The 13,703-nt window shown below is 45.6% G+C and carries 8 protein-coding genes; 1 reads left to right on the plus strand and 7 read right to left on the minus strand.

The annotated features are described in order from the left end of the window. Window positions 1–212: 212 nt before the first annotated feature. The 7 genes from ACEW9O_RS00315 to ACEW9O_RS00345 all read right to left on the minus strand — a co-directional run bounded on the left by ACEW9O_RS00315 (window position 213) and on the right by ACEW9O_RS00345 (window position 10,103). Window positions 213–842: a response regulator gene (locus ACEW9O_RS00315; RefSeq protein ID WP_373548112.1), complete on the minus strand. Its 630-nt coding sequence runs from the start codon at window positions 840–842 to the stop codon at window positions 213–215. Between the two features lie 51 nt (window positions 843–893). Then, complete coding sequence (locus tag ACEW9O_RS00320; protein ID WP_373548113.1) at window positions 894–2,759, minus strand: ATP-binding protein; 1,866 nt, start codon at window positions 2,757–2,759, stop codon at window positions 894–896. 23 nt (window positions 2,760–2,782) lie between these two features. Continuing rightward, window positions 2,783–4,540, minus strand: coding sequence for an ATP-binding protein (locus ACEW9O_RS00325; RefSeq protein ID WP_373548114.1), 1,758 nt, complete (start codon window positions 4,538–4,540; stop codon window positions 2,783–2,785). Between the two features lie 4 nt (window positions 4,541–4,544). Then, window positions 4,545–7,163, minus strand: coding sequence for a triple tyrosine motif-containing protein (locus tag ACEW9O_RS00330; protein WP_373548115.1), 2,619 nt, complete (start codon window positions 7,161–7,163; stop codon window positions 4,545–4,547). Between the two features lie 139 nt (window positions 7,164–7,302). After that, window positions 7,303–7,806: an energy transducer TonB gene (locus tag ACEW9O_RS00335; protein WP_373548116.1), complete on the minus strand. Its 504-nt coding sequence runs from the start codon at window positions 7,804–7,806 to the stop codon at window positions 7,303–7,305. Window positions 7,807–7,853: 47 nt separating this feature from the next. Next, window positions 7,854–9,059 carry an RICIN domain-containing protein gene (locus ACEW9O_RS00340; protein WP_373548117.1) on the minus strand — a complete coding sequence of 402 codons (1,206 nt, stop codon included), beginning with the start codon at window positions 9,057–9,059 and terminating at the stop codon, window positions 7,854–7,856. Between the two features lie 24 nt (window positions 9,060–9,083). Next, window positions 9,084–10,103 carry a hypothetical protein gene (locus tag ACEW9O_RS00345; protein ID WP_373548118.1) on the minus strand — a complete coding sequence of 340 codons (1,020 nt, stop codon included), beginning with the start codon at window positions 10,101–10,103 and terminating at the stop codon, window positions 9,084–9,086. Between the two features lie 136 nt (window positions 10,104–10,239). Here ACEW9O_RS00345 and ACEW9O_RS00350 point away from each other — a divergent pair, with 136 nt between their 5' ends. Next, window positions 10,240–13,110, plus strand: coding sequence for a hypothetical protein (locus ACEW9O_RS00350; protein ID WP_373548119.1), 2,871 nt, complete (start codon window positions 10,240–10,242; stop codon window positions 13,108–13,110). Window positions 13,111–13,703: the final 593 nt, after the last annotated feature.

The following is a 13,703-nucleotide window of genomic DNA, read 5'->3' on the forward strand; positions in this document are numbered from 1 at the left end:
AATGAAGGATTTACACTCCAAAATCCCTGCGGACTTTGGGCAATACAGGATCATTTACACACATGTTGGATGGGATGTGATCAGAATGGTGGCTAACCAAGAAAGGTACAACGGCATGAGGCATTTCAACTGAGGTTTAGTTCGTAAGACGATTCAAAAATCTATAAAATTCACCTACCATGAAATCGCATGATGATGTGACCCGCCCTACCCTATTGCTTCAAAAAAGCCTTAGCTATCGCCTCCGCCACGGAATGCACGTGCAGCTTCTCGTAAATGCGTTTGATGTAGGTGCGCACCGTATCGATGCTGATTTCCAGTTCGGCAGCCACCATTTTGTAGCTGTTGCCTCTAGCCAGACTTTGGAGCACCTCCTGTTCGCGGGCGGTGAGTTTGTCCAGCTCCAGATTGACTGCGGGCGTTTTGGGAAAGAGTTGCAGCACCTTGCGGGCGATGGCCGGGGTCATCGGGGCGCCACCATTGTAGACCTCTTCGATGGCTTCCAAAATCCGAGCGGGTGGTGTTTTTTTTAATAGATATCCATTGGCACCAGCACAAATGGCTTTAAAAATTTTATCATCGTCATCAAATACAGTGAGCATCAGCACTTCGGTGGTGGGAGATATTTTTTGGACGAGGTGTGCCCCTTCAATACCCGAACGGCCGGGCAGATCAATGTCCATGAGGATGACGTCGGGTTGTGCTTGAGTCAGGTCTGTTTCGATGTGCAAACAATCGGCATAGGTCGCAATCAAATGATAATTGTCTACTCCTTTGATCAGAACTTCAAGGGCTTCGCGAAGCGCGTTATTGTCCTCATATATGGTCACTTTTATAGGCATAGTTTTTAGGTTCTAAGTTCATTGTTTTTATTTACAATGTATATCCCATGATTATGTGATGGGAAAGGAAAGGTATATCTGTGTCCCCTGCCCAGGCGTGCTCTCTAATGTCCAATTTCCATGCAGTCGATGTGTCCGTTCTTGCATATTTTGCAGTCCATTGCCGCGCCGGATGAGTTCAGGGTTGAACCCTTGGCCATTGTCTTGGATCTTCATTTGGATGTCCTTTCCCACCTTGGTGATGGATACCCATACTTCAGTAGCTTGGGCATATTTTGCCGCATTGTTGATCGCCTCTTTGAAAAACAGGTAAAAATCTTTGCGCTGTTCAATAACCAGTCGTAAGGTAGGAAGTACGTCATCCGTATGAAAATGCAGCAGAATCTCTTTTGCCTCAAGGGTTTCCACCGCAAATTCCCGCATCTTTAGCAAGACTGCATCCATTTCATCGTTCAGCGGATTTATGCTCCAAACGATGTCACTCATCGTGTCCATCACTTGGCGAGTGCGTTCAGTAATCACCCCGATGGACTGATGATTGTCCCCTGTTGCCGTTTTCCTTTGTAATGCTTCACTCAAAATGGCGATGCTGCTGAGGGTAGAGCCAATTTCATCGTGTAAATCACTGGAAATGTTTTCGCGGATGCGTTCGTAGGTTCTTCTACTTTTTTCAATTTGGCTCATTCTAATTCCAAAGGCCGCTGAAAAGAATAGCACCTCCACAATAGCTCCAATTTGGAACAGTAATAGTGGAACCCCAAACATAGTTCTCCGCATGTCATACGGCACAAGTATTGTAAACCCCGAGGTCATAGTCAGAAAGATCGTACCAATTACTACCAGTCGATAAGGTAATCCCGGTTTTTTGAGCAATACTGTAATCGCATAGATTTGGAATATTGCTCCAACAAGTTGACTGTTCGCAAAAAATGGCTTACTGTAGTTCCTTTCAAAGAAAAATACATCAAGCAGGATACCAATTGTAATTTCAATGATGCTTATCCACATGTAGAAGGTAAACAAGCGAAAATGAGTGGGGTATCTATCTCCAAATTGAAAAAAATCAAGCACGAATTTGATGTAAGTTGCAGTAACAAACCCAATCCAGGGCATCTCCGTAGCAATCAATACCCATTGAAAATGTCCAAACAAAATGGGTTCATTTGAAAGGGCTTCAAGATGCCGAAGAAAAAACAAAGTTAAAGCGGTTAGATACAATGCGTACCACAAATAACTAGTGTTCCACCCAAATAAGCTTTGAAACGCAAAAAAACAAGCAATGAAAAAAATCAAACTGCAAGTAATGGATAAAAATATTCTTTCCTTGTCCAATTGTCGATCGAGTTCTACATGATACTCAAAAAAAGGATTTTCATCAAATAATCGAAGGTTCTTTGTTTTAAAATAATGTACTCGCTCATAAAGAAAAAGGTAACAAATTAAGGTATCACCTGGAGCGATGTCCAGTCGTATACTGTTAAGATAGGAGGCGGAACAAGATTTCTGACGATCTCGGCCTAGGCCCCCTTCACAGGAGTCGATAGAACCTTGAAAAAGTTGATACAATCGAAAATACTCAATCCCGGGTTGGTCTAAAACGAGCCATTTAGACCTCGGTTCCTCACTGGGATTGTAAAAAGCAAAGCGCATCCAACAACTTATTGAGGTATAATCAGTACTACGTAAATCCTTTAAGGGCACAAAGCGCCTACTCCGCTGCGCCTCATCAAGCGTTGTTCTAACCGGTAAAAAAGCACCCTGTATGAATGGCGTCAAGGTGTCACAACGATCATCTCCTATATCGACGTAAGGTATTCCAAGGTGCAATTGCCCGGAAAAATTGTTTTTTTGCCCAAATGCTGATTGAACAGGCAAAAAATAAAACATGCACAAAAAACAGAGCAATTGAGTTTTCATTTTTACCAGGGTAAACACATGAATCAAACAATGGGAAAGGACAACAATACCGTAGTCCCTTCTCCCACACCCGACCGAACAAAACACTGCCCACCCAAATGTTGTGCCCGTACCTGCATGTTTTTCAGGCCATTTCCTTTTTTAACTTTCAGAGGGTCGAAGCCGATGCCATCGTCGGTGATGGTCAGGCTGAGTTGAGTTTCTTTTTGGGTCAGTTCTACCCATACATTTTTCGCCTGAGCATATTTGGCGGCATTGTTGATGCTTTCTTTGAAGAAGAGGTAGAAGTCTTTGCGTTGCTCCGCAGCCAAGCGGGTAGTGTAAAGTGATTCATTTATTTCAAAATGCACCAAAACATCTTGGGCTTCTAAAATATCAATGGCAAATTCCTTCATGCGTTGCCCCATGGATTCAGCGGTCATTTGCGCGGTATGCATAGACCAGACAATGTCACCAATGTTGTCTACAGCTTCTCTCGCTTTTTTGCCAATCGCATCCAATTGGGTCATTTCACCTTGATTGCGTTGTCTGGCCGCTTCGGTCAAAATACTGATGCTGCTCAAGGTACTGCCAATGTCGTCGTGTAGTTCACGCGCAATGCGCCTGCGAAGCTGATCCTGGTTACGGCGCTGCTGCTCTCGCCACCAAAATGCCCATGCAATAAGGCCAGACAGAACAAAAATCAGCAGCACATAAACCCAAAGCTGCTGATACAAGGGCTTGGCAACCCGGAGCTTGAAACAAATGGTATCAAGGCCAATTGTTGGATTTTTTGGGTTGGTCGTTACTTTAAAAGTGTAATTTCCCGCCGGGAGGGTGGGATAGATTGCCTTATTCTCCGGTGAGCCAGCGTGCCAGCTTACATCATACCCTTCCAGCTGGTAGTACATTCTTACCCCGGCAATTTGATTGGAAAAATGAAAGGCTACTTTTTGCTGTTCTTTAACTATCAAGTGCTTTAAGCTCACCCTTGTAGAATCAAAACCAGTTGTTCGCTCAGCTACTTTGAACAAATCGACGCGCAAGATTAATATTGTCGGAGGAATGGCCACCTTGTGGTAATCGAGTCTTTTTTCCCAATTGATTTGCCAACCTCGAGGATCGTCTCGCTTGGAGTTGGTTCCCAACCATGCATAATCTGGACTGTGTACACACTTCCCTTCAATATTCCTCATTTTTACCCGAATCAGTCCATTTTTCTCAAGTTTACAGTGCAATACTTCTTGGGCATAACATTCATGGGGCATCCATTTTAAATGCCGAATGATTTGTAATGAATCTGGAGTTATCCAGACCCCTTTATCAAAAATATATTTTGTTACTGTAGCAATGGTATCACCATCCTGAAACCAGGACTTCATTTCCCAGTTGCTGTGTTTCTGGTCAAAGATGGGCTGGAGAATGTTTTCATACCGTGAATTAAGTCCATCACGATGCAATCGCTTTGAGGAAACGAAACTGCCGTCCGAAAAAGTTGGGCTCAAAACATTCATTTCATTGTCCGTAGGATTGTCAAAGCGGATGGCTGATTCAAAACGTTGCCAGGTGTGTAAGTTGATTTTCACCAATCTGCCTTCAATTCGATGATAATCAACAACTTTACCTTCAAAAAACTCTTTCCAATCTTTGGTAATGCTCACAAACCAGACCTGATTGTTACATTGTGCCCAGTTGGCTCCTGTTCCCTGCTCGTTTTTCCAGTACCCATTGAGGTCAATGGTTTGTGCAGTAAGACAGCTTACCAGTAAGACAGCGATAGAAAGAACCATAACACGGAGCATAACCTCAAGATTTTAGTTCAACCAAGGGATTATTCAAATCCATAATCAGGCTGTGCTGATCTGGTGCCAATCCAGTAGTGTTTTCCTGAGTATACATGAGGATGAATTCCATCTTGATTTGGCGATTTTCCTGGGCAATATGTATAGTTAAGTGGGTAAAGGTGGATTGCTTCAACAAATTGACCAGGTTTGTTTTGAATTGTTGGTATAGATACTCTCGTTTCTCCAAGGCAATCCTCAGCTGAGGGTTTCCTTTCACCAGTATGATGTTGGGGATAATGTGCAATGGCGCTAAATGCCTATGTGCATATTCGTCGATGCGCTGTACAACTTGTGCTAGTGTGTCATTACCTGGATTAAGCAGCCAAATCAGGTCGCTTAATTTTTCAGCAGCGGAATTCGTATGGGTTTCAATTCGTTCTAATAGTCCGAATTTGTGCGTTGAAGTGTGATGAAGCGTGCTCAATTCATGGATGCTGTCTAAAGCTGATCCAACCTGCTCATGCAAGTCATCTGCGATGAGTTGACGAATTTGATACTTTCGCTGTTGCCGTTTTTCCCATCTGCGAACACCCCAATAAAACAAACCTGAAATAAATACAGCACACAGTAACCAAAACCAAATTTGGGTATAAAATGCCGGGCGAATTGAAATGGGCAAGATGGCAGGCACAGGATTCCATTCACCTTCTCGATTGGCCGCCATGACTTTGAACTGGTAATTGCCAAGGGGTAATCCAGTATAATTGGCCTCTCGATCTGAATTGGCCCGCACCCAAGCGGTGTCTACTCCCATCAATTGATAACGAAACTGTAGATTTCTGCCCTGTGCAAAATCAATTGATGTAAAGGTTATCGATATGGCTCGCTGCTTGGTTTTTATGCTGGATTGGTCTTGCTTATGTGCATCAAAGCTGTGTTCCTTTGTGCGATTCCCCAGGCGGACACTGCTGATCAGCGGTTGATTCGCAGGAATGACCGGGAGTTTCAATGGATCAAAAAGCAAAAAAGTATGGTCGTGAAAACGCTGCGACCACTTTTTGCCTACCCGGTTTGGTTCTAAGCCTTCAATCACTTTTACCGGCAAGCCGTCTGACCAATCATACCTTGCAAATGTTTCTTTTTTAGGATTAAATCGATAGAGTGCATTACTAGGAAAACATTGTATCCAGACTTGCCCTAAATCATCTAGATGGATACGTACGTATTTTTCATCTGGTCTTTGTTGGGCATTGTAATAGGTATAAGCAGTTTGATTTTCCCAATCTAGTTTTAGCAGCGCCTCATCCGACATGAGCCAAATTGACTTCCGCAGCGCATCGTTGCGAAGGCAATAGAATTTTGAAAAATCTATGTCTATTGTTGAAAAAGATGATAGGGCTTTCTGCCCTACCATTCTGGGCTGCGGATTAAAATATTCTATGAATGTATTATCATGTATGAACCATAGTGTCCCATCGTAATCTGGCAATAACATGATTATTCGCTTAGGCCGTTTCTGCCAATACGGAACCCAAAATGTATCTATTTTCATGCTTACTGGTTCAATTCGAATGAGTCCAGTTTTGGGAGAATTCTGATCTAATAAATACCAAAAAAATCCCCTTCTAAAATCTGAATCAATAAAATGAAGCAAATCCCCATGTAAGGGTATCCACTGAACAATTCTGTTTTTCTTTACATCGTAAACAACAATTGAATCAGTTACACCTCCAACCCACAAACGACCCAACTTATCGTAAGCTAAGCCGTAGCTACCGCGTTGGGTCAGTTGAAGCAAGCCTCCCGTTTGTTTCAAAGGCGAAATCTGGTGCTTCAGTAAATCATATTGTAACAAACCCATATCAGAAGTAGTCACCCAGCACTTCGTAGAGTCTCCAGCAAGGCCCTGCACAAAATTTAGCTCACCACCACCACTCCGTTTCCCCGGGTTTAAATCATACTGCCGAAACTCCTGGTTTCGCCAATCGTATTTACAAAACCCCGTTTCACCAATCAGCCAAAGGATGCCTTCCTTTGAAAAAAATGCACTGCGAAACGCTGCACCATACAGGCTTTGTCGATCATGGGAACGATACTGGAAGTTACGGACAAATTGCTTGCGTTTGAGGTCAAAACAATGCAACGCTTTACTCGTCAGTATCCACAATACAGAGTCTCCGGTCACTTGTGGGTGAAAAAATAAGGCCCGGCAAATACCCGTTCCTGGTGGTAAGCGAAAGGTTTGCAGCGATTTGGTTTTTGGTGCTTGCCAGCGCAATAAAGAATCCCCATACCAATGGTTCCCTTTTTTGTCGGTGAATTGGGTACCAAGCTGATTATCGGCCAATTGAATGCTTTTGAGCGGAAACACCTGAAATTCGTTGCCATCAAAACGAACCTGATTGGTGGCGGTGGAGAGCCATAAAAAACCAGCCTTATCTTGTTGAATATGCTGAATGCTGCCTCTCGGCGCATTCGCCCACTGATCGAAGCGATCAAATTTGATGTCCAGCGGTTGAGCGCCTAAACTGGTATAGAGCAAAATGAAATAGCATAACATCGACTTCTTTACCCAGCTCCGCAGAGCATTGTAAATAACGACGAGGATTTCCAGGCTACAGATAGGAAGGTGGGGTTTCATTAAGCCATTGGTTAGTCTACGTACTAAAAACGTGTCAATTTAACTAAAATAAAATCCTTGCCCAAAAAATTCAGTTTTTTTTTCACAATACGCAGTCCTGCAACAGGTGAGTATTCAGGATCAAACCACCGATGGTTCGTTAATCATTTTTGAGGCCAAATGAGATGGGCAATCGCAGGGCGGTATGTACCAATTTTCCCTTTACGGTTCCTGGTGTCCATCCCACCATATTCCGTACGACCCTGAGTGCTTCTTCATCCAGTAATCGATACACCTCCATCGTTTTCTGGTCTTTTTTGGTCAGCACCACATCCAATTTTACTTCCAAAGCTGGTTTTGCAATCATGGCATACTTGACTTGCCCACTAGGGTCAATGACAAATTGTACGACTACCTGGCCGTCCGCACCAATTTTCCTGGCGGCAGCTGGATATTCTATATTTGTTGCCAGGTATGCCAACAAGCCAGCCTGCCCGCCCGAAAAGCCCGGTAGGCCTTCGGTTTTCCAATAAATGGTATCGGTGCCGATGATCTCCAGGGTTGGCGAAAGGGAATCACCTTTCACTGAGCTTTGTGCATCGAGTGCCTTTGGCACCACAACCAGTAAAACGCCCGCGAATAGTTGAAACAGCGGTTGAAGCATTTTTTTTAATCAATTCATCGATACCAGTTTTTATTCAATTGATGAATTTACCACCGCGTGGTTATCAAAGAACTCGCTGCGTCATTAAAATTTTGCGCAGACAAACAAGGGACTTGTGCGCCAAAAGGCAACACCACACAATTGCCCTTAAAATTGGCATGCTCGTACAGGGTAATTCTCAGGTTGCCAGACTGTAGCCCTGAAATACCATCGTTGGGTACTCCCGCCGGTAAGGTACGGTGATAGCCTTCCGACATGCCAACAGGTCCGCCATAATTGCAATGGGCAAATACTTGAAAACCACGCAATTCCAAGGTTTGTATTGGAACAATCGGGGTGATGCGCCAACGCAGGTTATTTTGCGCACCATCCGGCAACTGGACGATGTTTGCAGCATTTTGCAACGAATTTCCTGCTACGCCCAGAACCAGCCCACTGTTGCGGTTACGGATTTTATAGGTGCCATTTCCCAGATTGATCAATTCCCAATACACATCCGCTTGACCACTATCAATCCATTGCAAAGCCCTTGCTCCACTGGTTCGCGCTCCACCTCCGATGGCCAAAAAGCGCCCGCTATTTAGATTGCGAATGCGGTAAATATTTCCACCTTCAGGAATAAAATCCCACCTTATGTCTATTTGATTGGCATTGTCCCATTGAATGGCAAGGGCTCCATCCTGAGTTTGACCTCCGGCAATGCCCATGAATTTCGCGCTACTTACACTCTGCACCAAATTAACCCCCGAAATGTTAACATTCGCATTGGTTGTTGGAGCTTGATAAGTAATCGGGATATAGCCCCTACCCCGCATGGGAATCTCCTCGTGACGCACCCACGGCGTTCCCTGGCGTTCTGCTAAAGTAGCGATGCTGCTGATTGCTCGTCCATTTACCACGGATTGAGTCTGATAATCAATTCTGATTTGATCCACGTTCCAGTTGTCGCCAGTGCTAAAAGCGCCGCCATCACCCGAGCGGAAAGTGAGGGTAAACCCGGTGATTTGGCTTATACTGATCCCGCTGGGAATTCGGTATTCCCGCACATTCCGGCTGTTGTTGCCCCATCCTTGGCCATTGTTGAGGGGCATCCTCAATTGGCTGCCACCTTGCAAATGAATGATACCTTCCGCAATGCTGTTGGTGCGCAAGTCATCCCCACCAGTCACGATGGTTACGATCAGTTTATTTTGTCCTTTAGCGAACAGCAAGAAGAATAGAAAAGCTACACTGAGCAATAATTTTGTTTTCATGAGTTTACTGGCTAAAGTATTAAATTAATTGTTGTTCACCTTTTTGGGTTGATCCAGATTCACCTTGTTTTTCAGATCCTTGTTCACCGATTGTTTCGGAGCCTGGTTTTGATCAGCTGGCAAATTGGGGATTGATTTTTTAGCTGAATTCTGGTCGTATTTAAAAGGATCGTTGGCCTGGTTTAAGGTATCTGCCGGTGGCATGGTCATGGTGTTGTCCGGCGGATAAGTTGTGGCAGGTGGCGGATAAGTTCCTGGGACAGAATTGGGATTGTTGTTGTAGCCGGGATCGTTGTTATTGTAGCCTGGGTTGTTGTACGCCCCGTTGTTGTTGGTCTTTTTAAGGCCATTGTTCCAGGTATTCAAGTCTGGTGTAGGAACAGCGGGAGCATTGGGGTTGGTTTGGATGTCGTGGTACTGGATGTTGTCGGAGTAGTGATCATTTTGTGCCTCGTTGGCCTGTACCTCGTTCCAATACCGCCAGCGATGGGGTTTGACCAAATGTTGGTTCAGGTAGTCTTCGGTGTACATCCTGGACTCTCTTTGCATTTGAGCAAAATAGGAACTCAGTCCTTTGGCCAGGCCGATCAGTTCGGTGATGATGAACAAGAGCGGGCTGCCATCCAGCTGATCGGCGGTAGCGTCAGCCACGGCTTGCTGAAAATGACTGGAGTAAAAATCCTGCAATTCCATCAACTTCAATTTTAAGCCATCGGAATACATATTCGGGTCGATTTCAATGGCCTTTAGTCGCTTGGGGTCCAGAAAATCCTGCTTGACACCCTCCAAGATTTTATTGGCCCTTTGCCCGGTTTGTTCAAAAGCAATCCGCACTCGGGTGACATCATCGGGTTTTAGTTTCTGCTCTTTGGCCATGATGTTTTGCACGGTGCTTTCTGCTTCCAGCTTCAAGTCATGAAATTTGACCATAAATTCGGTCTGCATAAATTGACCGAGCGCAGGAGCCACACGCTTGTTGGGTTGGGCGCTTAAACTGGAAAAAGCAACCACTACCAGCAGCAACAAAGACATTTGAATTTTCATGATCATTTAGTTTTGTAGGCATAGATTCCTAAAAGTCGCCCAAAGTTAGGGCATAGCAGAGTCTGCTGCCATCCCATATTCATGTGATGACATCTGAGATAAACAAATACTAAATTTGCTGAAAAGCTTTTGGTAGATGAAAAACTATACGCTCTGGTATTTCCTATTCTCTACGCTATTGGCAGCGCGTGTACAGGCGCAAGTAGTGTTTAGACATGTTACGCACGCGAGCAACACTACAGACCACATCACCAGGTTGGATCATCCCCAGTTGAATGGCAACCCCAATGCCCTGGTTTTCATTATGCCCAATTACAATAAAAATGGAGCAGAATCTACTGGAGCAGATTACCAACAAAATGCCGGGGTGTTTTATTCAGGAGGGCGTTGGGCCATTTTCAACCAAAATACCGAGGCCCCGATGCCCGTAAACCTCACCTTTAACATGTTGATTGCGCCTGCGGGTAATTCCAATTATTTCAGCATCACTTGTACGCAGAACAGCAAGACTGGACTAGCTCCAAATGGGATGGTCATTGATCACCCCGCCACCAACAACAAACCCAACGCATTGTTGATGATCACCCAGAATTGGTCGGGAACCTACAATGACAACTCTCAGGTATTGAGCTACGCCAACGGCAAATGGTACATCGCCAACAACAAGTACCTGTCTCCCGATCCGGCCATTTCTGCCAAGTCTACGATGCCCATCGGCGCACGATTCAATGTGATGGTCATTGAAAATGGTCAGGTGCCGGGTTTCCTCAATGGCATTGCCTACCTGCACACCGTTACGGAGGCCAATCGATACGAGCAAGGCTACCACATCACCTATCTGGATCAGCCGAAACTGAATAGCAATACCGATGCCATCGTTTTTGCCACGCCCAACTGGGGTTGGAGCCCAGGTGGAACTGTAGGTCAAACTTCGGGCCCTTACAACGATAGTCCCATCAATGCCTGGTACGATCACCCCAACGATATTTGGAACTACCGCAATGGCTTCTGGTCTATTTTCAACAGTGACGGCACCCCATTCCCGGTTGGCTGCAAAATCAATGTATTGGCCTTCCCCAGTAGTGCTACTGCGAGCAACAATACGTTCCACCTTGCCCAGCACCTGGCTACCCGAGCCAACTCAAATGACACCTCAACTGTCCTTGATGATCCATTGCTGAACGGCAAGCCCAACGCCCTGGTCATCGCCTCGCCAGTATGGCAGGAAAATGGCGACGACAATGTAGTTTATCCCTATGTTGTTCGCTACAATGGGGAGCGCTGGACGATTCAAACACTACTGAACAACCCTTTTTTCAACGTAACCCAACGAGTGCGTTTCAACATCCTGACGTACCAGGGTCCTGGCGACAGCAATTATGTACACACCGTCACCCCAGCCAATCGGATTGGCAATTACACCATCCTCAACCATCCTGCCCTTAACCGCAATCCCGACGCAGTCGTGCTCGTCACCCAACGGTACAACACGGTCAATAACCACCACGTTGGGGTGTGGTACCGCAATGGTCGTTGGGTCATTCTGAACCTGGATCGCGCCAGTATGCCTGTGGGTACACAATTCAATGTGATGGTGACCAAAAAAGGGGTCAAAGGGGATAACCAAGCGGGTAGTGTAGCGCTCGTACACACCCATACCAACAGCGGACAACTGGGCGGAGTGCTGGGGGCCTATACAAAAATCGACCACCCCAAATTGAATTACATCCCAGACTATTATGCCTTTGCCACCCAGCGCTGGACAGGTGCATACAACCCGCATGGTTTCAATGTTTGGTATGACGTGCCTGGCGACGCTTACCCTTATCGCGACAACCACTGGCTGATTTACAACGGCGCCAATGCCCCGATGCCCGTCAATACTTCTTTTAATTTTGTGGCCTTCGGCAAAATCAATACGGATAGGCCTTCGTCCCTACCAGCCCTGTGTTTTGATCGACTTCCTACTCAAAAATCGTTTGACCAAAATCCACAAACTGCACCTGGACAATTCTGGAAAAATGGACAAACGCTGAGAATTCTGATTGATCAAAATTACCCAAAGGCGAGTGCTCAGGTGCAACAATACATCCAGGAGTGGCAACAATATGTAAACCTCAAGTTTGATTTTGTTGCTGCCGAACCCGCCGATATCCGGGTTGCTTTTCAGGCTAATCAAGGTGATTGGTCCTGGTCTGGTTCGGCAGCCAGCACCCAAAATCCTTCCATGAATCTGGGCAGTGTAAGCGAAACCACCGAGGCAGCCGTTTTACGACCACTGGTGTTAAGGCTTTTTGCACAGGTACTCGGGGCAGTTCACGAGCACCAACATCCCGCTGTTGGTATTCCCTGGGATGTAGAGGCCACCAATCGCTACTACGCTGGCCCACCAAATTTTTGGAGTCCACTCGAGGTAGGGCACAATATACTGGTTCGTTATGAGCGCAGCCGCAGTCAGTTTACGCTGCAAGATCCTCGTTCCATCCTGCGCTTTGGGGTACCCAATGAACTGACTCTGGGGGATGTCGCTATCCTGCCCAACGAAAAAATTACAGAGAGTGACATCCATTTTATGCGCAGTATTTATCCTGCCGCAACTGGTACGGGGGCGACACCCAAATTGCGCTTGAGCATCGAAACAGGTACCGAAGACCTGCGGGTTTCGAGTCAGGCGCGTCTGTTGGTACGCATGAAAAACAGTACCGAACGAATTGAGTTTCCTCTAAACCGAGGAGCTTCCTGGGGGCCCGAGACTTCTCAAACCCAGGAAATCATCCTTCCTGCGGGTACTAGTGCTAAGGATGTGTTGGGCTGTACCCTGCATTTTTTTGGCGGCCTACCCTACTCTTTGGCACCTGAAGACAGCTGGACGATCAATGGTTTTCAGTTGAATTGGGTCGATGTGAATGGCAGCATTACCTCCCTTGCGGCGCTGAAAGGAAATCCCTTGGCTAAACTGACCACGAACGGCCCGACGGTGTATACCCTTTATTTTACTAAACCTTAGTGATGGAAGAGATGATGAAAAGGATCGTACCAATTGTTCTACTTTGTTTGTTTGGAAAAATTTTAGCTGGCCAATGTCCCACCACTGGCCCCATAGTCGTTGAAAATACCAGCGGTTCCCCTTTGACTCCAAGAAGTTTACCCTGGGCCATCAGTTGCATGAATAATAACCCCAATGGTCCCAACAGGATTACTTTTAACATTCCCGGAAATGGCCCTCACGTCATTATGCCTTCTGATCTCACGGTGACCAGGGCATTTGCTCAAATTGATGGGAGCACGGACAACATCGCCATTGATGGCAGAGGAACTCCATCATCAGCTAGTTTACAATTGTCTGCGGATGCTATAGCGGTGAATGGATTAACCTTCCAAAATTATAATGTCTCAAATTCAAATGCATTAATCCTAAAAGGAAACTCTTCTAGCGTTGAGAATTGCCAATTTTTCAATAATAACGTTGGAATATTTATTGATGGATCAAATAACCACTACATCCGTAACAATAAGATTGGAGTGGATGCAAATGGATTGGCCCGACCTAATTTAGTTGGAATAGAAGTTGGAGATCTCCTAAAAAGCGCTTCTGCTTTG

Source organism: Haliscomenobacter sp. (assembly GCF_041740695.1).
Taxonomy (GTDB): Bacteria; Bacteroidota; Bacteroidia; order Chitinophagales; family Saprospiraceae; genus Haliscomenobacter.